This window comes from Anaerolineae bacterium (assembly GCA_013178015.1).
Taxonomy (GTDB): Bacteria; Chloroflexota; Anaerolineae; order DRVO01; family DRVO01; genus Ch71.
Map to the genome: position 1 here is coordinate 59,203 of JABLXR010000001.1, position 20,471 is coordinate 79,673.

The window sequence follows — 20,471 nt, forward strand, 5'->3', positions numbered from 1 at the left end:
CTCGCCCATCGCAGCGCAAGCAGGTTCTGATAGCCCCAGGCGGTACGGCGGTGGTCAGTCATAGCGCTCTTCCAATCACTCCGAGCCCGGAGGCGAAGCCAGCGGCCAGGCGGCGAGTCTCCGAGGAGGACAGGGCCGAACCAAGCAAGGCAAGGCCAGCCAATCCCACTATCCAGATGATCAGCTCAAGCCTGGAGGAGGGAGGCGGCACTAGCCACTTGGCCAGACCAAGAAATGCTCCGCTCACGAGCGCAGGTGGAAGGACATCGGCAACATACCAATGCCACGGACTCCCCAAGGGCAGCCGTCTATGCAACATAGCGATGTACGCGGGCAACGACAGGCCATTCAGCAACATCCAAGCCACACAGGCACCCACCACCCCAATCCGGTCAACGAGCAGCATCAGCACCGGAACCGTAGCAGCAGCACCTGCCAGGCCGATCTTGAGGCTGAGATCTGTCCATCCGCTGGCAAGAGTAAGCACATGTGGTACCGTCGTGAGAGCTAGGCAGGCCGATCCGGCCACCAGTACCGCTACCAGCCGGCCAGTCTGCTGCGCCGTGGCTACATCCCCCGTCCAGGCCAAGACCACTTCCCCTGGGAAGGCCACCAGTAACAGGGCCGGCGGCAAGACAAGAGCCGCTACCACCTGCGAACTCCTGTGGTAGAGAACCACCAATCGGGACAGGTCATTGGCTGAGACGAGCTCGGTCATCCTGGGGAAGAGGGCATTCGTCATCGGTCTAGACAGTAGTAGTGGAACCTGAGCCACAACGCTGGCCAGACTGTAGTAGCCGAGAACCTCCAGGGTGAAGGTCCTGCTAACGACAAGTTTGTCGATCTGGGTAAGAACGCCACTCAGAACGGTGATGCCCGCCATCCCCGCAGAGTAGCGCCAGACGCCCCTCAGCACCTCAGGCCTGAACGAGGGCGGCCTGTCGGCGACGGGCAGCGCCCGCCAGAGAGCATGTCTGATCGCCACAACCTGGCCGGCATTCACAGCCACTTGCCACCAGAAGTAAGCCTCGATCGACGGAGAGACGAATACCAACACCGCCACGGCGCCCAGCCCGCGAACCAGGCCTGCCGCGATGACGATACCGTTTGACAGCACCTGGCGCTGCAGGCCCATCAGACCACCCAAGTACATGGCAGACGGGAGCTGAAGGGAGACCGCCAGACCCATGAGCACAACCGCATTCTGCACCTGCGTCACGGTCAGTGTCTCGACGGTCACCCATCTGACCGCGATTAGGGCAGAGCCAGCCACGATCCCGACCGCTATCGTGATGGAGATGCCCCAGAACACGGTCTCGATGGTCCGGACCAGCTCCCTGCATTGTGATGCAGATTGACCTGATGCAGAAAGCCGAGCGACCTCGCGGTTGAGTGTTCCACTCAGGCCGATATCCAGGAAACTGAGGAGGCCGAGGAGGACGGTGTAGAACCCAACTAGGCCGTAGGCTTCGACCCCAAGCAGATTCGCGTAGACGGGTACGAAGAGCCAGCCCAGAGCCACGCTGGCGCCTCGGCCAACGTAGTTTGCCAGTACGTTCCGCCGAAGTAGGGTCACTCGTGCCTATGCTGCGGGCAAGAATGGGCTGGCAGCAGGGAGTCTGCCACGTCGTTGCCAGCCGCCGGGGCCATCCGAGCCAACAGGTTCAGGTACCCTTAGAGAGCGAGCCATGGGCTACGTTGCAGCTCGGCGACCGGCTCGGATGCTGGCGTACGGGGTAGGGTCGTTGGCCATAGCGTCGATCATTTCCAGCCACGAGGGTGCTACCCAACCTGTGGCCGCCGAGAAGCGCTGCCCGTTCAGGCTACGATCTATCACTACCTCCGGGAACGGCTCGATCTCGACAGCCACTGAGAACCGACTTCGCAAGAGACAGAGCAGGTCATACTTCGAGATGGGCGTCGAGGCAACGTGGTACACCCCCTGCAATGCCGGGTGCCGCGCGATCACGTCCACCAGCAGACGAGACAGGATAAGCGTCGGGAGTCCGGAGAACACAGCTCGGCTGTACCCCCGCACTGTCTTTCCTGTTTGGCTCAGGAACCACTCAACCAGGCCGGTAGTCGCGGCGAGTTCCCGACCGATGATAGATGTCCTTAGTGTTAGGCAGTTTTCCCGATCTAGCTCGCCAAGCAGCTTGCTCCTTCCATAGAGATCGGTGGCGTCCGGACGGTCTTCCTCGCTGTACATTCCGGCACTGCCAGAGAAGACGCAGTCGGTGCTTACATGGAGAAGCCTGGCACCGCAGGCCGCGCAGAGATCGGCCAAGCGATGGGGGAATAGCGCATTCACTTCGAGAGATACGATAGGATCCTTGGCCTGGCTCACCTGCTTGACGATACCCACGCAGTTGACTGCCACATCTGCCCGGGTCTCAGCAAGAGCACGCACTACAGAGTCGAAGACCCGGGCATCCACGCCGCCTATCAGGCGGCTTGGCTCCAGGACCGGATGCCCTGCGTATCCGGAGGGGCTAGAGCGCACCGTGCCCCAGACTTCGTAGGCCTCCCGTAGCGTCTGGAAGACCTTGTGACCCAGCATACCTGTGGCGCCGAGGACCAGAACGCGCACCCCGCTAACCTCCTACTACGTGGACCGTCGGAGCGCGATGCCCACCCGTGCCACCTCTTACATCCGCACATCTTTCACGCAGAGCAGGCGGAACGCGAGGCGAGGCCGGTCCCTGACCAGAGGCTGAGTAACCAGCGACACGTTCCGCCAGAACCAAGACGGTCTCCATCGAGGCCTCGCCCCTTCACCCCTCAGCGGCCTCAGACCCTCAATGCCGATGACCCTAAATCCCAGGCCCAGCATCTCATCCACCGTCCAACCCGACAGGTGCCTCTGCATGGGGTTTCCGTATGCTTCCCCCTGTGGTAGGAAGCCGTTCGGCGTGTAAATGATCACGCGCTTCCGCGCGATGGTCTCCATGTGCGAGATCAGAGCCAGTCCCTCTTGCTTGTGGAGATGCTCGATCACGTCCGAAGCAAGCACGCAATCAAAGCTCCCTGGCGCGAAGTGTTGCCCTAGAGCACGAATGTCCAGTTGGAGGTACTCACTGTGAAACCCCTTGGCCCTGCTCTCCTCGAGGGCGGGTCGGAAGGCGTCGACGCCAACTGTCCACGCTAGGTCCGGGGTCAGATGGCCGGCGGGCGAGTTGGACCCGCATCCTACGTCCAACAGTGTGCCGCAGGACGCGACAACCTCGGCCCTCAAACACTTGAGGTACTGGTGCTCCAGCGGACCCGTCACCAACTGCTTGGCCTTCCTAAGCAGCCGCATCACCATCTCTAGGCCAATTCCAGCAGACAAGGCACGCTCCAGGTCGGGAACACGAGTACCACCTCCGTCCTCTGTCCGCACCCACGAAGGTCGTCAGCAATCGTAAACGTCGCGGCGCCCCCGAGAGCACTAGAACCTGGCGAACTCACCCCCGAGCAGCTCCATGGCCTCGAACTCAGCGTCCGCCCGGGCGATAAGGCTCCTCACCTCCTCCCGGCCAACCAGTTCGTCCCGAGACGAGTACTCCTGCTGCAGGGCCGCCGGCCGTTCCGTCGACCACCATGGATGCACCCGGTAGTACTCACCGCAGTCCGCGGTGCGCGCGAGTTCCTCTTCTGAGACCAGGATCTCGTTGAGCTTCTCCCCGGGCAGGACGCCAATCACCTCGTATTCGAACTCTCTACCGGCCTCTTCGCACAGGACCTGCGCGATGTCAAGTATGCGCGCGCTCGGGGCCTTTCGGACGAAGATCTCGCCCCCCTGGGCATACTCGGCTGCGTAGAGAACCAGATCGATAGCATCATGTAGGGTGAGCAGAAAGCGAGTCATACGCTCATCCGTGATCGTCAGCCGCTTGCCCTGGGCCAGTTGGCCGCGGAAGAACGGGACCACCGAGCCCCGCGAGCGAAGGACATTGCCGTACCGTACACATGACAGCCTGGTGCCACGATTGGCCCGTGAGAGGTTCGCGCGGAGAACCAAGCGTTCCTGCAGGGCCTTAGTCATCCCCATGACGTTGACCGGCTTGACCGCCTTGTCAGTGCTGATGGCAACTAGCACCTGAACACCATTGGCAAGGGCGGACTGCACCACGTTCTCGACCCCGAGCACGTTGGTCCGAATGGCTTCCATGGGATAGCGCTCGCAGTTGGGAACCTGCTTCAGCGCGGCGGCCTGGAAGACCATGTGTATGCCCGCCATCGCCTCGTCGACGACCTCCCGATCGCGGATGTCCCCCACGACGAGACTGAGGTTCTGACTTCCCGAGTAGAAGACGCGCATGTCGTGCTGCTTCTTCTCGTCGCGGCTCAGCACCCGAACCTCTGCCGCACCCAGAGCCAGCAGCTGGCGGACCACAAAGTTGCCAAAGGAACCGGTACCGCCAGTTACGAGAACACGTAGGCTGGGCCAATCAATCATTCCTGACCTCACTGACCTCAGGCGATGCCGGGAAGCTCTCATGGCACCAACCTGCCCTGGATAGAGACAGGTCAGACACTACCACACCCTCCGCCTCGCCTACAACTCCCGCCGATCCACCACCCGCTTCGACTTCCCCGTGCTCCGCTCGATCCTCCCGGGCTCCACCAGCCTCACCCGGGCCTGCACCCCCAGCACCTCATACATCTCCCGCTCCGCCTTCGCCTGCAGAGCCTTCAGTTGCCCGAACTCGTCCGTGAACACCTCGGGCGACACCTCCACCCACACCTCGAGCTCGTCCATCGCCCCCTTCTCCCGGTCCACCAGGATCAAGTAGTGCGGACGAACCCCCTCGATCTGCAGGAGCACCGTCTCCACCTGCGAGGGGAACACATTCACCCCCCGCACCACCAGCATGTCGTCCGTCCGGCCGCTCACCCGCGCCATACGGGCCAGAGTCCGCCCGCAGGCACAAGGCGCCGGATCCAGGCTGGTGATGTCGCCCGTGCGGTACCGCAAGATGGGCAGGGCTTCCTTCGTCAGCGTCGTCACCACCAGTTCACCCTGCGACCCCGGCGGCAGCGTCTCCTCCGTCTCCGGGTCAATCACCTCCACCAGGAAATGATCCTCGCTCACGTGCAGCCCGCAGCGGCGCTCGCACTCCGCCGACACGCCCGGCCCCACGATCTCGCTCAGGCCGTACGTGTCAATGGTGATGATCCCCAGGCGCTGCTCGATCTCCCGGCGCATCCCCTCCGACCATGGCTCCGCCCCCTGGATTCCCACCCGCAGGCTGAACGAGCGCAGGTCTACCCCCATCTCGTCCGCCTGCTCCGCCAGGTAGACCGAGTAGCTGGGCGTTGCCACCAAGACCGTCGTCTCCAGGTCCTCCATCAGCATGATCTGACGGCGCGTATTGCCCGACGAGATGGGCAGAACCGTGGCACCCAGGCGCTCACAAGCGGCGTGCCACCCCAGGGCCCCGGTGAAGAGGCCGTAGCCCATGGCTACCTGCACCGTATCGTCCTCGGTCACCCCCGCGCCCGCGAGCTGCCGGGCACACACCTCGCTCCAGGCATCCAGGTCCCCTGCCGTGTAGGCCACGATGGTCGGCTTGCCGGTGGTCCCGCTGGAGGCGTGAATCCGCGCCAGTTGCCGGCGGGGCACCGCCAGCAGCCCGAAGGGGTAGTTGTCGCGGAAGTCATTCTTACGGGTAAACGGGATCAGCGTCAAGTCCGCCAGCGAGCGGATGTCGTCCGGGCTCAGGCCGCGAGAGCGGAAGGCCTGGCGGTAGAAGGGAACCAAGTCGTAGGCTCGCTGCACCTGCCGCTGCAGCCGCTCCAGCTGCAGCGCCTCCAGCTCGGCCCTGGACATCGTCTCCCGCTCCGGATTCCAGATCACGCTCACCTCCCCCTACCGCATCAGGCGATGCCAGAACCCAACCCCCCAATCCCCTTCCCTCACCAGAGCTTGCCCTGAGCGCAGCGAAGGGAAGGGGGGCTGGAGGACAGGTACTCCCTACACGCCCCCCAGGTACGCCCTCCGCAACGACTCCGACCGCAGCAGCTCCGCCGAGTCCCCCTCGGCCACGATGCGGCCCGTCTCCATGACGTAGCCCCGCTGGGCCACCGCCAGCGCCCCATAAGCATCCTGCTCCACCAGCAGAATCGCCAGACCCCGCTCCCTCAGCTGGGACAGCAGAGCGAAGATGCCTCGCACCAGATCCGGCGCCAGCCCGACCGAAGGCTCGTCCAGCAGCATCACCCGGGGAGAAGCCATGAGCGCCCGGCCGATGGCCAGCATCTGCTGCTCGCCGCCGCTGAGGCTCTGCGCCGCCTGCCCCTGCCTCTCCGCCAGCCGGGGGAAGAGCTCGAACACCTCGGCCAGCTTCCGCTGCACCCCGTCCTGCCGAATCACCCAAGGCAGAGGCGCCAGCAGGTCCCGCCAGGAGCGGGCGAAGCGGTGATACCCTCCCAGGAGCAGATTGTCCCGCACGCTCATCGTCCCCGCCAACTGCCGTCCCTCGGGCACCAACGCCAACCCCTGGCGCGCCAGGTAACAGGCCGGGACCCCCGTTACCTCCCGGCCCTCCAGTAGCACCTGCCCCTCCGAAGGCGGCTGCAATCCCGCCACCGCGCTGAGCAGGGAGCTCTTCCCCGCCCCGTTGGCGCCCAGCAGGGCCACCACCTCGCCCTCGGCCACATCCAGCGAAACGCGCCGAACGGCCTGCACCCCACCGTGCCACACGCTGAGGGAGCGGACCTCAAGCATGGGCACCGTCGCCCGTCCCCAGATAGGCTTCGATCACGGCCGGGTTGCGACGTACCTCGACCGGTGTCCCCTGGGCCAGGCGCCGACCCTGGTCCAGCACCACCACCCAATCCGCCAGCCGCATCACCAGGCCCATGTCGTGCTCCACCAGCACCACTGTAATGCCCATCTCCCGGATGCGACGGATCAGGTCGGCCAGGGAGTCCTTCTCCAGTCGGTTCAGCCCCGCGCCCGGCTCATCTAGCAGCAGGAGCGAAGGCTCTGCCGCCAAGGCCCGGGCCACGGCCAGGAGCCGCTGCTGGCCGAAGGGGAGGCTGGCCGCCGGGTCCTCGGCCTTGGACCCTAGCCCCACCAGGTTGAGGTAGCGCATACCCTCCAGGTAGAGGTCCTCCTCCTCGCGCCGGCTTGCCGGGGTGCGAAGGGCGGCGTCCGCCAGACCCCTGCGGCCCCGCAGATGGGCGCCTACCATAACGTTCTCCAGCGCCGTCATACCGTCAAACAGCAAGGCCTGCTGGAAGGTGCGCACTAGCCCCAGGCGCACCCGCTCGGGTGCTGACAGCCGCAGTATGGAGCGCCCCCGCATAAGCACCTCGCCCCCGGATGGGCGCAGCGTCCCCGCCACTACGTTGAGCAGTGTCGTCTTACCCGCCCCGTTGGGCCCGATCAGAGCTAGCGTCTGACCCTCATAGACCTTGCACGACACGTCATCCAGCGCCCGCACGCCCCCGAAGCTCTGGTGCACGCGGACCACCTCCAGCAGCACCCTCCGGGCGGCGCCGGCCGACTCAGCCTCGGCGACCACGCCGCCCTCCCCAGCGTCGGTGCCATAGCACGAGGTACCGCCGGCGCCAATACGAGAAGGCGAGCCGCCGCCGCTGACGGAACGCTCGCCGCACCATCTGCACCCCGCTGACCGTGACGCCCTCCGGCATGAAGATCATGATGACGACGAGCAGTAGCCCGTAAGCGATGCTCTGATACTCCCCGCCTACGCTAGGGAAGAACGCATCAGCCGCCTCGCGCAGGACGAGGGCCAACAGCACTACAGTAGCAGCGCCAAAGGGAGCTCCCCAGATACTCGCCAGCCCTCCCACCGCCGCCATCAGCACCAGCCGCACGGAGGCGCCGATGTCGAAGGTGGAAGGGCTGATGAAGGTCATGTAATGAGCATAGAGGCTGCCGGCCAGGCTGGCATACACCGCCGCCAGGACGAAGACCAACAGCTTGGTGCGCCCCACGTCCACTCCCACGCTCTCGGCGGCCGCCTCGCTGGCGCGGATGGCCCGCAGCGAGCGGCCAAAACGTGAATCCACGATGTTGAGCGAGATCAACAGAATGGCCGTAGCCACCGCCCAGACCGCGTAGTAGTAAGGCAGATCGCCCCTAATGCTGACGCCGATCAACGACAGGTGGGGAATGCCGGCCAGACCCGATGGCCCCCCGGTGATAGCTCTCCACTCCCGCAACCCGATGTTGACTACCACCCCGAGGGCCAGGGTGCCCATGGCCAGGTAGTGGCCACGCAGCTTGAGGATGGGGATGCCTACCAACCAGGCCACCCCCGCCGTCACCCCCGCTGCTACCCCCGCCGCCACCACCGGAGGCAAGTGGTATCGGGCCGTCAGCACTGCCGAGCCATAGGACCCCAGGGCCAGAAACCCAGCCTGACCCAGCGAGGCCTGCCCAGCGTACCCCATCAGCAGACATAGCCCCAGCGTCACTAGGGTGTAGATGCCGATCAGCGTCAGGTTCGAGAGGGCATAAGGAGTGTTGAACACCAGTGGCAGCACCGCCAGCAGCCCCACAAAGGTCACCGCCGGCACCCACCTGCCCACCCGGGGATGCGCCAACAGACGCAGCCCGTCTCCGACCCTCTCCCGCATCCGCTCTCCCGAACCAGCACGAGAGCGCGCCGTCTTGGTGCTCATGCCCCTGCCCGTGCCCGCCGCCAGGGAAGGGTCGGGAGGCCGGCTGTCCTCACCAAGAGCACCAGGAACAGCACCAGAAAGGCCAAGGCATCCTTGAAGCCGGCGGAGAAGATCCCGGCGGCCACCGACTCCAGGACACCCAGGAAGACGCCGGACAGAACCGCCGCCGGGGCGCTCACGAAACCGCCCATCACCGCTACCACGAAGCCCTTGAGCCCCAGAGACAGGCCCATGTCGTAGCTGGCCAGGGTGAGCGGGGCAATGACTATGCCGGCCAGGGCCCCCAGAGCCGCACTCACCCCGTACGCCAGGGCGCCCATTGCCCCGGCAGGCACGCCCGACAGCTCCGCTGCCTTGCGGTTCACCGAGCAGGCGCGCAAGGCCTTGCCCAGCAGCGTGAACTCGAAGAAAGCGTACAGCGCCAGGAGAGCCATCGCCGTAGCCCCGATGATCCACACCCGCTGTAGGCTAAGCGCAGCGCCCCCGATCAGGAGCGGAGCCCCGGCCGTGAAGGCAGGGAGAGGCCTCGGAGTCGTCCCCCAGACGGTCAGGGCCACGCCTCGCACGCCCATGGCGGTACCGATAGTGATAAGCAATTGCGTGACCTCAGACGAGCGGCGGGCCGGCACGATGGTGAGCCGGAAGATGGCTACCCCGATCAAGGCAGTGGCAGCCACCGCCATCATGAAGGAGACCGCCAGCGGCAGCCCCAGCGATCGGGAGAATACTACCGCCAGCATCGCCCCGAGCATCACGAACTCGCCCTGGGCCATGTTGATCACCCGAGTGACGCTATAGATCACGATGATCCCCAGCCCGATGAGCGCGTATATGCACCCGGTGCTAAAACCCGAGACCAGGAATTGCAGCCAGTCCTTCAGCTCAAAAGCCAACGCACCCCCGCTAGCAGAGGGGGAGAGGGGGAGACAGGGTGACGCGGAGACGGGGAGAGTGCCCCCGGTTAGCCCCGTCTCCGCGTCTTCCCGTCACCCCTTCACCCTGTCACTCCCTCTCCGCGTCTCCCCGTCTCCCCCTCTCTACCACTGGTCCCTGGGGAAGTACTGCCACTCGCCGTCTACGATGCGGATGAGCACCATGTCGTTGGCACTGAGGCCCACGTGGTCTTCCGGAGTGAAGTTGAACACCCCATCAATGCCGACGAAGTCCTTTGTGGCTTCGATCTCGTCCCGTAGCCTGGCGCGTTGCTCCGCCAGTGACAGCCCTTCCGGAAGCCGCTTCAAAGCCTCGATCACGATGTTCAGGCCGTCCCAGGCGTGCCCGGCGAAGGAGCTCGGCTCCTGCTTGGTCGAAGCCCGGTAGTCGGCCACAAACTGAGCGATGACCGGCTTCTGAGGGTCGTCATCGGGCAAGGACTCGTAGGCCACCAGCTTGCTCATGGGGAACACCACGCCCTCAGCATTCTCCGGGCCGGCCAGACTGACGAAAGCCGGCATGCCGATGCCGTGGTTGTGGATGAGTGGGAGCTCCACTCCTAGCTCGCGATACTGCCGAGTGAACACGGCCGCCGCCGGCGGTATGGCAGTCACTAGGACGGCCTCGGCCTGGCTCGCTCTCACCTTCGTGATCTGCGAGGTGATGTCAGTGTCTGCTTCCTCGAAGGTATCCTCGTAGACGATCTCCACCCCGGCAGCCGCGGCCGCCTCCCTGATGGCGATGGCACCGTCCTCACCATAGGCGTTGTTGACGTAGAGGTTGGCAATCCGGGTGATTCCCTTGGCCCGGGCGTACTCCACCTGGAGAGGAGCGGTGTGCTCATTGCTGGCCGCCGTCTTGAACACCCATGCCCTCTCCGCCACCGGCTCCACGATGGCGCTGCTGGAAGCCATCGAGACCAGGGGAACCCGCGCCTCCTGAGCTATGGGAACCACGGCCATAGAAGCACCACTAGTGGTGGGACCTACGATCGCCAGCACGCCCTCATCGTCAATCAGCTTCTTGATCAGGGTCACCGCGACGTCAGGGCTTCCCTGGGTGTCCTGAATGATGATCTCCACCGGATGCACCGTGCCGTCCGGCCCCACGATGCCTCCGCTGGCGTTCAGCTGCTCCTGGATCATGACGGCCACATTCCGCTCCGGCTCCCCCAGTGTAGCCGCTGCGCCAGTGACCGAAGCAAGAAACCCGATCTTATACACTTCGCCCGTCGCCGCCGACTCCGTGACCGGAGCGGCGGTGGGCGTGGCGGCGGCGCCACAACCGGCGCTGGCCCCCACCAGCACTACCGCCAGGACAACCCTCACCACCCAGGACAGCCTCATAGTAGCTTCCTCCCCTTCAGATTGCTGTTGCGCAGCTAGCGGATCTGGGCCCCATCGCCCTCCAGAAACGCCCCCGGATTGACAGGGGCGGCACGACCGGCGACCATGCCCCCTGCTCGTAACAACACCGTCGGCCCGGACTAGTGCCACCAGGCGGCCACGGCGCTTGCCTCTGAGTGTGGGTCAGGCCGATACTATAGCGCCAGAGTCCTGCTTTGGAAAGCTCCCAGGGGCCTCCTTCCCGGTACCGGGATAGTGGGCCGAACGGGCAGGCACATCCGTCGGGGGGACACAAAGATGATCTGGGACCATGAGCACGAGACCATGCCCAGGGACGACCTGCGCCGCCTTCAGGGCGAGCGCCTGCGGGCCCTGGCAGCCCGAGCCCACGAAAACGTGCCCTTCTACCGAGAGGCCTTTGACAAGCGAGGCCTCAGGCCAGAGCACATCCGCAGCCTGGATGACCTTCCCCTGCTCCCCTTCACCACCAAGAGCGACTTCCGCGACCACTACCCCCTGGGGCTATCGGCCGTACCCCTGGAGCAGATCGTCCGCATCCATGCCTCTAGCGGCACTACCGGCAAGCCAACGGTCGTGGCCTACAGCGCCGCCGACGTGGACCTGTGGTCGGAGGTGATGGCCCGCACCGTCACCGCCGCCGGAGTGACTCGGAACGACATCGTACAAAATGCCTACGGCTACGGACTCTTCACCGGCGGCCTGGGCTTCCACTACGGCGCCGAGCGAGTGGGCGCCACCGTGATCCCCGTCTCCGGAGGCCAGAGCAAACGCCAGATCATGCTGGCTCAGGACCTGGGCAGCACCGTGCTCTGCTGCACTCCGTCGTACGCCCTCTACCTGGCCGAAACCGCCGAGGAGATGGGCACCAGCCTGCGCGACACCAAGCTCAGAGTGGGCATATTCGGCGCCGAGCCTTGGTCGGAACGCATGCGCCGGGAGATCGAGGACAAGACCGGCCTCCTAGCCATTGACATCTACGGCCTCAGCGAGATCATCGGGCCAGGCGTCTCGGTCGAGTGCGAGCATCAGTGCGGCCTGCACATATTCGAGGATCACTTCCTGCCCGAGATAGTGGACCCTGCCACCGGAGAGCCCTTGCCCTACGGCGAGAAGGGCGAACTCGTCTTCACTACGCTGACCAAGGAAGCCATGCCGGTCATCCGCTACCGCACTGGGGACATCACCTCTCTCAACCCGGAGCCCTGCGCCTGTGGCCGGACGATGACCCGCATGGACAAGATCAGCGGCCGCACGGACGACATGATCATCGTACGGGGCATCAACGTCTTCCCCTCTCAAATCGAAGGGGTGCTCTTGCAGGCCAAGGGCGTCCAGCCTCACTACTTGATCATAGTGGATCGGCAGCGGACCCTGGACGACCTGGAGGTGTGGGTCGAGGTCTCGGACGAGGTGTTTGCCGACGAGGTCCGGCAGCTCGAGGCCCTGGAGGAGCGGCTGCGCCGGGAGCTGCAGGAGGTTCTGGGCATCACCGCCCGAGTCAAGCTGGTGGAACCCCGATCCATCCAGCGCAGCGAGGGCAAGGCTAAACGAGTCATAGACCGCCGAGACGTGTACTCCGGGTAGGTTCAGGTTTTCGGGAATAGGGTGTAGTCTGCCAGCGGCACGGCCCTATCACCTGCAACCTACAACCTGTTTCCCACAAGCTCAAAGGAGCGCAAGCCATGAAAGCCACCCAGATATCGGTCTTCCTGGAGAACCGGCCCGGACGGCTGCTGCAACTCCTGCAGGTCTTGGCTCGGGCCGAGGTTAACCTTGAGGCCCTCTCCATCGCTGACACTGCTGACTTCGGCATCGCCCGGGTCATCGTGAGCGACCCGGTTGCCGCCATGGCTGCCATCCAGGAGGCAGGCCTTACCGCCGCCACCACCGAAGTGCTCCGGGTCGAATTGCCGGATGAGCCCGGGGCGCTGGCCCGCCATGTGGTAGAGCCCCTGGCCAAGGCGGGCGTCAATGTGGAGTACATCTACGCCTACAGCCAGCGCGTCGGCGACAGGGCAGTGGTGGTGCTCAAGACGGACGACATCGAGAAGGCAGAGCAAGTTCTGGGCTAGACTGGAAGGCCTGAGGAACGGATGATCATGTGCTACAGGAAACTGACGCGGCGCCGTCGCGGGCGTCCGCTTCTGGCAGCCTCGCGAGGCTCCGCGTGAAGCGCCTTCTCCTGGGGAACGAAGCCCTGGCTCTGGGAGCTCGGGCAGCCGGCGTCGCCGTAGCCACGGGCTACCCGGGCACCCCCAGCACTGAGATCATGGAGCACTTCGCTCGCTATCCCGGTGTCCGGGCCCAGTGGTGCGTCAACGAGAAGGTGGCACTGGAAGTGGCGATCGGCGCCTCCCTCGGAGGCGCTCGCACCATGGTCACCATGAAGCACGTCGGCCTGAACGTGGCCGCCGATCCGTTCTTCGCTGCCGCCTATACCGGGGTCAACGCCGGCTTAGTGGTCCTGTGTGCCGACGACCCCGGAATGCATTCCTCTCAGGGCGAGCAGGACAACCGCAACTATGCCAGGTTCGCCAAGGTGCCCCTTCTCGAGCCCTCCGACAGCCAGGAGTGCTTCGACATGGTGGGCGTGGCGCTGGATATCAGCGAGGAGTTCGACATCCCCGTGCTGCTCCGCACTACCGGCCGCGTCTCCCACGCCCAGTCGGTGGTGGAGGTGGATCCGGCCCTCTTCCAGCCCACGCCGAAGGATAGCGTCCGGCCTCGTACCTTCATCAGGGCACCCGCCAAGTACGTCATGCTCCCCGGCAACGCCCGGACCCGGCGGCTTCAGCTGGAGGAGCGGCTGAAGCGACTGCGGCAGTACGCCGAGACCACTTCCCTGAACCAGACGCTCTGGCAGGATCGCCGGCTCGGGGTAGTCTCGGGAAGCATTGCCTACCAGTACGCCCGCGAGGCCTTCCCCACCGCGTCGTTCCTCAAGCTGGGCATGGCCTATCCCTTTCCCGCCGACCTGGTGTCGAGGTTCGCTCGCGAGGTGGAGGTGCTGGTGGTGGTGGAGGAGCTCGACCCGTTCCTGGAGGAGCAGATCAGGTCCCTCCCCGCCTTGCAGGGCATGCCGATCCACGGAAGGGACGTGTTTCCCGGCGTGGGCGAGTTGAGCACCGAGCTGGTGGCTGGCTGCGCCATAGAGCACGGCCTCCTGTCACCAACGGCGGCGCCGTCCACTACCGCTTCCTCTCAGCCTGTCACACCACTGCCTATGCCGCCCAGGCCACCCGTCCTGTGCGCCGGCTGTCCTCATCGGGCCACCTTCTACGTCCTTGGCCGCCTGCACGCTCCCGCGGCGCCAGCGGAAGCCGGGGATCGCGGAGGAGAGCGGCAGCGGGAACGTGTCATCGTCACCGGGGACATCGGCTGCTACACGCTCGGGGCGCTCCCTCCCCTCAGCGCCATGGACACCTGCCTGTGCATGGGAGCCAGCATCGGCACCGCCCTCGGGATGGAGATGGCTGGCCATAAGCACCGAGTGGTCGCCGTGATCGGCGACGGCACGTTCTACCATTCGGGCATCACTGGGCTGGTGGAGGTGGTGACATCGGGAGCCGCCACCACCATCGTGATCATGGACAACGGTACCACCGCCATGACCGGTGGGAACCCTAATCCGGGCAGCGGCATCACTATCCAGGGTGCACCGGCACCGAAGGTCACCCTGGAGTCCCTCTGCCGCGGGCTGGGCGTGCAGGATGTGGTAGTGGTGGACGCCTACGATACCGAGGCCATCAGGGCCCAGCTAGAGCGCTCCTTGCGCACAGACGATCCCACCGTGGTCATCGTACGCGCGCCATGCCGACTGCAGGTCAGTGGCCCTAGCGAGCAGGTAGCCTGGGTCGATCCCGATGAGTGCGTCGGCTGCGAAGTCTGCCTGCGCGCGGGCTGCCCGGCCCTGACGCGGGCCGGCGACAAGGTGGAGATACTGGCGGCGCTCTGCACTGCCTGCAACCTCTGCGGTCAGATATGTCCCCACGACGCCATCCACCTGGGGCCGCGCGAAAGGACAGAAGGGTGAAGCCGCTCGACTTCGTGCTAGTGGGTGTGGGCGGGCAAGGCATCCTCCTCGCCAGCGACGTGCTCTGCCAAGTGGGCCTGGCCGCCGGCTACGACGTCAAGAAGACCGACGTCCACGGCATGGCCCAGCGCGGGGGAAGCGTTGTCAGCCACGTGCGCCTGGCCGACCGCGTCTTCTCCCCCATGGTGGCCATCGGCGGAGCCGATTTCCTCCTCGCCTTCGAGAAGCTGGAGGCTTGCCGCTGGGCCAGCTACCTTCGTCCCGAGGGCACTGCCCTAGTGAATGACGAATCCATTCCCACTTTGGCCGCCCTCTCCGCTTCTCCCAGGAGGCGGGCTCAAGGCGGACCAGCCTATCCCGACGACGAGGCCATCGCGAAGGCCTTGGCGGCAAGCGCCGGCCGGGTGGTCATGGTAGAGGCGGGAGCGATCGCTAGCAGGCTGGGCAATCCGCGAGTCACCAACGTCGTTCTCCTGGGCGCCCTGTCTCGCCTGTTGCCCATGCAGGAAGATGAATGGCACTCGGCCCTCGAGGCCCGAGTGCCCGCTCGGTACCGCGACGTGAATCTGCGAGCCTTCCAGGCGGGCAGGGAGGCCGTGGATCAGCGATCGGTCTGAACGCCAGCAGGCGAGCCAATCTGGGCAGCGAGCGACCCCTCACTGGGGGTCGTGTCTTGTAGCAGACCACACCTTCAGAAGCCATATGAGAGACCTCCGAATCGAGACCCTGTACGAGCCGACCGACGAGGTCACGAAGGCGATACGCGATGGCCTAGCCGCCTACAACCTCGCCATCACTGGCGAACAGGAGTGGGCCCGATTCGCCATCGCCGTTAGGAATGCGCGAGGTGAGGTCCTGGGCGGTCTCCTCGCCGAGCTCGCCTGGGACTGGATGCACGTCAGCCAGCTGTGGCTGCACGAGAGCCTTCGGGGAAGGGGCATCGGCACCGAGCTTCTCCGCCGCGCCGAAGCGGAGGCGCTTGCCAGGGGTATCACCCGCGCGCACCTGGAAACCACCAGCTTCCAGGCCCTCGACTTCTACCTCAAGAATGGCTACACCGTGTTCGCCCAGCTGCACGGGAAGCCCAGAGGGCACACCTGGTACTACCTGAAGAGAGAGGACCTCACCCGGCCAGAGCGGTAACGGTAGCGGGCCGTCCACGCCTTCGCCCTGTTCAGCCGAGACCGGATGCTTTACAATGCCGGTATCGCGCCGGCCGGCTCGGCGTGTGCGGGCGTGGCCCGTGTTGCCAAGCGATACATGACTGTTAGGTGGGTTCGGCTCTGGGGTACAGTGGAGGCGGGACTCGATGAAGCAGTTGGATATCGAGGCCGTATACGACGCGGCGGACGATGTGGTGGATGTGGTCCGCAAGGGTCTGGCCGACTACAACGCCGCTATCCTGGGCCCAAAGGAGCACCACCGGCTCACCCTGGCCGTCCGGGACGAGACAGGCCAGGTTCTGGGGGGATTGGTGGCAGCTCTATCCTGGGACTGGCTGCACATCACCATGCTATGGCTGCATGAAGGCGCTCGTGGACACGGTGTCGGCACCACGCTCTTGCGCCTAGCGGAGGAGAAAGCTGTCGAAGTCGGCATCACCCGAGCCCACGTAGAGACCACTAGCTTCCAGGCGCTCGACTTCTACCTCAAGAATGGATACGCGATCTTCGCCCGACTCCCCGACAAGCCCATTGGCCATACTTGGTACTACCTCAGGAAGGAAAACCTCGGCTCCGGCGAGTAACCGCGTCCACGGAACGGCAGGTTGTGCGGCGCGGGCAACTGGTCGGAGTGACCGTGAGCCCCGGGCCGGCCTGACCGGTGGGTTCTAGCCTTTCAGCCTTTTCATCCGATCGGCGGCCTCCTGCAGCGTGTCCACCCGCTTGGCGAAGTTGAACCGCAGCCTGGTATGGCCCAGCCGCCGGCCCTCATAGAAGCTGGTGCCGGGCACCACCGCCACCCCGATCTCTCGAGCCATATACTCGGCGAACGCCCTGTCCAGGGTCCATCCGGGGCGCATGTACCGGTCGCTGTCCCACTCTACCTCGGCGAAATCGGCCATCACGTAGTAGGCGCCTTCGGGCTCCAGGCAGGTCATGCCGGCCTCCCGAATGCCACGAGTGAGCACGTCCCGCCGGGCAGCGAACTCGGCCCGCATCTCCCGATAGTAGCTCTCCGGCAGCCCCAGGGCCACCGTCCCTGCCGCCTGGAAAGGCGCCGGAGCGCACACGGTGAGATAGTCGTGGACCCGCCGGATGGGCGTCGTCAGTCGTTGGTCGGCCACAGCCCAGCCCACGCGCCAGCCCGTGACCGAGTAGCTCTTGCCCAGCCCGCTAATGGTTACCGTGCGGTCCTCCATGCCTTCCAGGCTACCCAGGCTGATGTGCTGGCGATCGTTGAAGTAGATGTGCTCGTAGATCTCGTCGGTGATGGCGATAACGTTGAACTCCTGGCAGAGCCCAGCGATGACCTCTAATTCCTCCTGGGTGTACATGCGACCAGTGGGGTTATGCGGAGTGTTCACCATGATGAACCGGGTGCGCTTGTTGAAGGCTGCCCGGAGCTCGTCCGGATCGAAGGTGTAGTCGGGCTCCCGCATGGGGACGAACCGAGGTGTGATGCCAGCGATGATGCAATCGGGGATGTAGATCTCGAACCAGGGCTCCAGTACGATCATCTCGTCGCCCGGGTTGCTCAACCCGATGAGCGCCGACACGATGGCCTCGCTCACCCCGCAGGTGACGGTTACCTCAGTCTCCGGATCGCAGGGGATGTGGTTGTACGTGGCCGACTTGCGGGCGATGGCCGCCCGGAACTCGGGACTCCCGAAGGAGAAGGTGTACTGGTTGTTCACGCCCCGGATGGCCTCGACCGCAGCCTCGATGACCTCCGCGGGCGAGTCGAAATCAGGCACGCCCTGGGACAGGTTGATGGCGCCCGTCTGGGCCCCTAGGCGGGTCATTTCCCGGATGACGGACTCAACGAAGGGCTCGGTCCGAGACCCGATGGACGGCAGCTCCCGTGCTCTGGCAGTAGACATGGACTCCCCTTCCTTGCCGCAAGTCACCCCAGCCCTCGCTGGGCGTCGCCTCTCGGCTGGTCTCCGGCTTCATCGGCGGAGCCCCTGAGTGATCTAGAAGCACTCATTATCACTGCAACTGCACCGCTGCTCAAGACCCGGTCCAACGGAGGCCGCTGGCCGCTCCAGCACCCACACCGCCTCCTCGGATAGAGCGCGGCCAAACCGACCCCTCCGGCTCACGGCTTCCCACTCTGAGGTGGTGTAGACCAGCAGGTCCGCAGGCACCGGAAGGGCCGTCGTATCGAACCGCGAGGCCCTTCGGGTGAAGGGCTCCCGCGAATCGCCTACGACGACAACGAGGTCGAGGTCGCTGCCTACACCCCAGTCACCGCGGGCATAGGAGCCGAAGTAGCCCACTCGGATGACGTCCGGGCGCCGGGCGGCGATCTCCTCTGCCCACCGCTGGACTGCCTCATGGACCCTGTCGGCGTCAGGCCACCTGAGAACGGACGAACTCAACGATCTCACCGGCATAGCGAATCGCCTCCTCGCTCTGCAGGGAGCCATAGTGCTCGAACGGTGCCCCCTCGGGATGCTCGTTGGGGTCTCGCGTGGGCACGTAGAAGTTGTCCAGGACTCGCGCCTTGTCCTGTAGGCCCAGAGGAACAGACACTCCCCGCGGAAGCTCGGACAGGAGCCGTGCCACCACGTGTCCCCATGCCTCCTGGCCCAACTGGAGGTGCAGAGCCTTCACCGCCTTCTTTGCAGACTGGTGGGCGGCGAAGCACGCCCACTCGTGCAGCCCAGCATCTCGCGATCGCCGCGCTTGCTCCAGGTCTCGGAGGGCCTGTCTCATCCAGTCGTCCGCCCTTGATGGCACCGCTACCCCTGTACCTCCAGGCCGTTCGGCCCGCACGCATCCTCCAGGAAGAAGGCGAACTCCAACAGGTCTTGCCGCACCAGGCCGAAGACGGGACGCAAATGGTGCACCAGTGGCAGCAGTCGCTCCGGATCGAGCTCCAAGGCGTATACGTTGCGCACCACGTGACGGAAACGGAGGTACTCGTCCAAGCGCTTCACCGTCTCGGGCGATAGCACGGCCGGCCGCACTCGTTTCAGGAACAGCCCCATCTGGCGCAGCCAGTCCCGATGCCACTCCTGCCCCGAGGGTACGGAGCCGTCAACCTGGCTGGCGATCAGTCGAAAGAGACGTTCTAGGCCGGCGTAGAAGTCATGCAGATTGAGCGCCGCCGCGTCTGCCCACAGTGGGTCGGGCTGACCACGCATGCGCTCGGCGGCCCTCTCAGCCCTGGCTACCACGAGATTCAGGCTGTCCACCTCCTGACGAATGCGGGCCGCCAGCGCCAGGTGCACCCCACTCATAGTTCGACCCCCTCGGCCTCGATGCTGGCCAGGATTGGGGCTCGGCACGCACCCACGTCTACGAAGCTGACCGCGATCTCATCGGACAGGTCCTGCACTGCGCCCAGCGCCGCGAGGGTATCCTGCGGCTTGATCCCCCAGGCCGCCACGTCCACATCGGACCAGAGGGTGAAGTGGCCCCCGGCCAGCGAACCGAACAGCACCACACGAGTAGCTCCGAACCGGCGCCCTAGCAGATCGGCCGCCTGACGAGCGAGCTCCCGCGCGCGGCGTTCCCGCTCCTGCCGGGCCCGCTCCTCCTCGACGGCCCGTTCCCGGTAGGCCTCCCGGTACTCTTCCAGCTCCCCCTGAGTCAGCTCACGCGCCGTCTTGCTCACCTCGGGCCCTCCGTGTCCGCGAACCACCGTGACACCTCGGCCACCGCCTGCTCCGCCAGCTCCAGGGCGCCCTCGGCCGCCTGCAGGTTGAACACTCGGGCCGGTATGCTGTCCGGCAGACCGTTCGGATACCGGGTCGGGATGTAGTAGGCGTCGAGGATGGCCCACGACTCCAGGCGGGCTGCGAATCCCTCACCATAGGCTGCCGCGCGCTCCGTCAGCTGCCTGACGGAATCACCGACGACAAGCTCCTCCCCCTGGGCATACAGGAAGGCCTTCAGAGCCTTCCCCGCCGTCTGCTGGGCCAGGAAGCAGACTAGGTAATAGGCCCCCTGCTCCAGCAGATGCCGGGACCAGCCCAGGTCGGCTTCTGCCTGCTCCAGCCAGCGCCGCCCCTCAGCTCTCGGCTCACCTCTCATAGAGCACCTTGCCGGTCTTCACAATCTCCCGCATGAACGGTCGCTCCCGCAGGCGCTCCCACTCCTCCGGCGTGTACTCCAACAAGTCCAGCGGCACTCCCGCCCGCAACCGTCCGGCGAGCTCGGCGGTCCTGCCGACGAAATCCAGAGCCGAATCCATCACCACCAACAAGTCCAGGTCGGTCAGCAGGTCACGGCGACCTCGGGCATAGGAACCGAAGAGAATGACCCGGTGCACCCCGGGCATGGCCCGCAGCTGCCCCAGCAGCGAGTGGAGCCCTTGCGCCAGCGCCC

At 65.3% G+C, this 20,471-nt stretch carries 23 protein-coding genes; 6 read left to right on the forward strand and 17 right to left on the reverse strand.

What is annotated here, in order from left to right:
- Nucleotides 1-58 precede the first annotated feature (58 nt).
- The 10 genes from HPY83_00230 to HPY83_00275 all read right to left on the reverse strand — a co-directional run bounded on the left by HPY83_00230 (nt 59) and on the right by HPY83_00275 (nt 10,919).
- A complete protein-coding gene (locus HPY83_00230; protein NPV06370.1) occupies nt 59-1,522 on the reverse strand; it encodes an oligosaccharide flippase family protein in 1,464 nt (487 codons plus the stop codon).
- A 171-nt stretch (nt 1,523-1,693) separates the two neighbouring features.
- Nucleotides 1,694-2,590: an SDR family oxidoreductase gene (locus tag HPY83_00235; GenBank protein ID NPV06371.1), complete on the reverse strand. Its 897-nt coding sequence runs from the start codon at nt 2,588-2,590 to the stop codon at nt 1,694-1,696.
- Nucleotides 2,591-2,647: 57 nt separating this feature from the next.
- A complete protein-coding gene (locus HPY83_00240; GenBank protein NPV06372.1) occupies nt 2,648-3,301 on the reverse strand; it encodes a class I SAM-dependent methyltransferase in 654 nt (217 codons plus the stop codon).
- A 129-nt stretch (nt 3,302-3,430) separates the two neighbouring features.
- Nucleotides 3,431-4,441 carry a polysaccharide biosynthesis protein gene (locus HPY83_00245; protein NPV06373.1) on the reverse strand — a complete coding sequence of 337 codons (1,011 nt, stop codon included), beginning with the start codon at nt 4,439-4,441 and terminating at the stop codon, nt 3,431-3,433.
- 99 nt (nt 4,442-4,540) lie between these two features.
- Nucleotides 4,541-5,842 carry a phenylacetate--CoA ligase gene (locus HPY83_00250; GenBank protein ID NPV06374.1) on the reverse strand — a complete coding sequence of 434 codons (1,302 nt, stop codon included), beginning with the start codon at nt 5,840-5,842 and terminating at the stop codon, nt 4,541-4,543.
- A 117-nt stretch (nt 5,843-5,959) separates the two neighbouring features.
- Entirely contained in the window at nt 5,960-6,712 is a 753-nt protein-coding gene (locus HPY83_00255) for an ABC transporter ATP-binding protein (GenBank protein NPV06375.1), read from the reverse strand.
- Nucleotides 6,705-7,475 carry an ABC transporter ATP-binding protein gene (locus HPY83_00260; GenBank protein NPV06376.1) on the reverse strand — a complete coding sequence of 257 codons (771 nt, stop codon included), beginning with the start codon at nt 7,473-7,475 and terminating at the stop codon, nt 6,705-6,707. The genes HPY83_00255 and HPY83_00260 overlap by 8 nt, the downstream gene beginning before the upstream one ends.
- A gap of 22 nt (nt 7,476-7,497) precedes the next feature.
- Nucleotides 7,498-8,595, reverse strand: coding sequence for a branched-chain amino acid ABC transporter permease (locus HPY83_00265; protein NPV06377.1), 1,098 nt, complete (start codon nt 8,593-8,595; stop codon nt 7,498-7,500).
- Nucleotides 8,596-8,636: 41 nt separating this feature from the next.
- Nucleotides 8,637-9,533, reverse strand: coding sequence for a branched-chain amino acid ABC transporter permease (locus tag HPY83_00270; GenBank protein ID NPV06378.1), 897 nt, complete (start codon nt 9,531-9,533; stop codon nt 8,637-8,639).
- A 144-nt stretch (nt 9,534-9,677) separates the two neighbouring features.
- Nucleotides 9,678-10,919: an ABC transporter substrate-binding protein gene (locus tag HPY83_00275; protein ID NPV06379.1), complete on the reverse strand. Its 1,242-nt coding sequence runs from the start codon at nt 10,917-10,919 to the stop codon at nt 9,678-9,680.
- 297 nt (nt 10,920-11,216) lie between these two features.
- On the opposite strand from HPY83_00275, the gene HPY83_00280 reads away from it, so the two are divergent.
- From HPY83_00280 to HPY83_00305, 6 genes are all read left to right on the forward strand, one after another.
- Entirely contained in the window at nt 11,217-12,524 is a 1,308-nt protein-coding gene (locus HPY83_00280) for a phenylacetate--CoA ligase (GenBank protein ID NPV06380.1), read from the forward strand.
- A gap of 98 nt (nt 12,525-12,622) precedes the next feature.
- On the forward strand, nt 12,623-13,012 hold the full coding sequence (locus tag HPY83_00285; GenBank protein ID NPV06381.1) for an ACT domain-containing protein: 390 nt from the start codon (nt 12,623-12,625) through the stop codon (nt 13,010-13,012).
- Nucleotides 13,013-13,107: 95 nt separating this feature from the next.
- Nucleotides 13,108-14,973, forward strand: coding sequence for an indolepyruvate ferredoxin oxidoreductase subunit alpha (gene iorA / locus HPY83_00290; protein NPV06382.1), 1,866 nt, complete (start codon nt 13,108-13,110; stop codon nt 14,971-14,973).
- Entirely contained in the window at nt 14,922-15,590 is a 669-nt protein-coding gene (locus HPY83_00295) for an indolepyruvate oxidoreductase subunit beta (GenBank protein ID NPV06383.1), read from the forward strand. Before iorA ends, HPY83_00295 begins: the two co-directional genes overlap by 52 nt.
- A gap of 85 nt (nt 15,591-15,675) precedes the next feature.
- A complete protein-coding gene (locus tag HPY83_00300; GenBank protein NPV06384.1) occupies nt 15,676-16,116 on the forward strand; it encodes a GNAT family N-acetyltransferase in 441 nt (146 codons plus the stop codon).
- A gap of 166 nt (nt 16,117-16,282) precedes the next feature.
- Nucleotides 16,283-16,720, forward strand: coding sequence for a GNAT family N-acetyltransferase (locus HPY83_00305; GenBank protein ID NPV06385.1), 438 nt, complete (start codon nt 16,283-16,285; stop codon nt 16,718-16,720).
- Between the two features lie 84 nt (nt 16,721-16,804).
- Here HPY83_00305 and HPY83_00310 read toward each other — a convergent pair whose 3' ends face one another.
- The 7 genes from HPY83_00310 to HPY83_00340 all read right to left on the reverse strand — a co-directional run bounded on the left by HPY83_00310 (nt 16,805) and on the right by HPY83_00340 (nt 20,424).
- Entirely contained in the window at nt 16,805-18,016 is a 1,212-nt protein-coding gene (locus HPY83_00310; GenBank protein NPV06386.1) for an aminotransferase class I/II-fold pyridoxal phosphate-dependent enzyme, read from the reverse strand.
- A gap of 93 nt (nt 18,017-18,109) precedes the next feature.
- Nucleotides 18,110-18,532 (reverse strand): nucleotidyltransferase domain-containing protein, encoded by a 423-nt coding sequence (locus HPY83_00315; protein NPV06387.1) that lies wholly within the window; start codon nt 18,530-18,532, stop codon nt 18,110-18,112.
- Nucleotides 18,489-18,854 (reverse strand): HEPN domain-containing protein, encoded by a 366-nt coding sequence (locus HPY83_00320; protein ID NPV06388.1) that lies wholly within the window; start codon nt 18,852-18,854, stop codon nt 18,489-18,491. The genes HPY83_00315 and HPY83_00320 overlap by 44 nt, the downstream gene beginning before the upstream one ends.
- A 26-nt stretch (nt 18,855-18,880) precedes the next feature.
- Nucleotides 18,881-19,381 carry a hypothetical protein gene (locus HPY83_00325; GenBank protein NPV06389.1) on the reverse strand — a complete coding sequence of 167 codons (501 nt, stop codon included), beginning with the start codon at nt 19,379-19,381 and terminating at the stop codon, nt 18,881-18,883.
- Entirely contained in the window at nt 19,378-19,758 is a 381-nt protein-coding gene (locus HPY83_00330; GenBank protein ID NPV06390.1) for a nucleotidyltransferase domain-containing protein, read from the reverse strand. The genes HPY83_00325 and HPY83_00330 overlap by 4 nt, the downstream gene beginning before the upstream one ends.
- A complete protein-coding gene (locus tag HPY83_00335) occupies nt 19,755-20,177 on the reverse strand; it encodes a HEPN domain-containing protein (protein ID NPV06391.1) in 423 nt (140 codons plus the stop codon). The genes HPY83_00330 and HPY83_00335 overlap by 4 nt, the downstream gene beginning before the upstream one ends.
- The gene (locus HPY83_00340) at nt 20,167-20,424 is read right to left on the reverse strand and encodes a nucleotidyltransferase domain-containing protein (GenBank protein NPV06392.1); all 258 of its coding nucleotides are present in this window, start codon (nt 20,422-20,424) and stop codon (nt 20,167-20,169) included. The genes HPY83_00335 and HPY83_00340 overlap by 11 nt, the downstream gene beginning before the upstream one ends.
- Nucleotides 20,425-20,471 lie beyond the last annotated feature (47 nt).

Bases quoted from the DNA above. Each gene is read 5' to 3' on its own strand.
- HPY83_00240 (NPV06372.1), bottom strand. From the start codon at position 3,301: ATGCGGCTGCTTAGGAAGGCCAAGCAGTTGGTGACGGGTCCGCTGGAG.
- HPY83_00245 (NPV06373.1), bottom strand. From the start codon at position 4,441: ATGATTGATTGGCCCAGCCTACGTGTTCTCGTAACTGGCGGTACCGGT.
- HPY83_00255 (NPV06375.1), bottom strand. From the start codon at position 6,712: ATGCTTGAGGTCCGCTCCCTCAGCGTGTGGCACGGTGGGGTGCAGGCC.
- HPY83_00265 (NPV06377.1), bottom strand. From the start codon at position 8,595: ATGCGGGAGAGGGTCGGAGACGGGCTGCGTCTGTTGGCGCATCCCCGG.
- HPY83_00275 (NPV06379.1), bottom strand. From the start codon at position 10,919: ATGAGGCTGTCCTGGGTGGTGAGGGTTGTCCTGGCGGTAGTGCTGGTG.
- HPY83_00280 (NPV06380.1), top strand. From the start codon at position 11,217: ATGATCTGGGACCATGAGCACGAGACCATGCCCAGGGACGACCTGCGC.
- HPY83_00285 (NPV06381.1), top strand. From the start codon at position 12,623: ATGAAAGCCACCCAGATATCGGTCTTCCTGGAGAACCGGCCCGGACGG.
- HPY83_00295 (NPV06383.1), top strand. From the start codon at position 14,922: ATGTCCCCACGACGCCATCCACCTGGGGCCGCGCGAAAGGACAGAAGG.
- HPY83_00300 (NPV06384.1), top strand. From the start codon at position 15,676: ATGAGAGACCTCCGAATCGAGACCCTGTACGAGCCGACCGACGAGGTC.
- HPY83_00305 (NPV06385.1), top strand. From the start codon at position 16,283: ATGAAGCAGTTGGATATCGAGGCCGTATACGACGCGGCGGACGATGTG.
- HPY83_00310 (NPV06386.1), bottom strand. From the start codon at position 18,016: ATGTCTACTGCCAGAGCACGGGAGCTGCCGTCCATCGGGTCTCGGACC.
- HPY83_00315 (NPV06387.1), bottom strand. From the start codon at position 18,532: ATGCCGGTGAGATCGTTGAGTTCGTCCGTTCTCAGGTGGCCTGACGCC.
- HPY83_00320 (NPV06388.1), bottom strand. From the start codon at position 18,854: ATGAGACAGGCCCTCCGAGACCTGGAGCAAGCGCGGCGATCGCGAGAT.
- HPY83_00325 (NPV06389.1), bottom strand. From the start codon at position 19,381: ATGAGTGGGGTGCACCTGGCGCTGGCGGCCCGCATTCGTCAGGAGGTG.
- HPY83_00335 (NPV06391.1), bottom strand. From the start codon at position 20,177: ATGAGAGGTGAGCCGAGAGCTGAGGGGCGGCGCTGGCTGGAGCAGGCA.
- HPY83_00340 (NPV06392.1), bottom strand. From the start codon at position 20,424: ATGCCCGGGGTGCACCGGGTCATTCTCTTCGGTTCCTATGCCCGAGGT.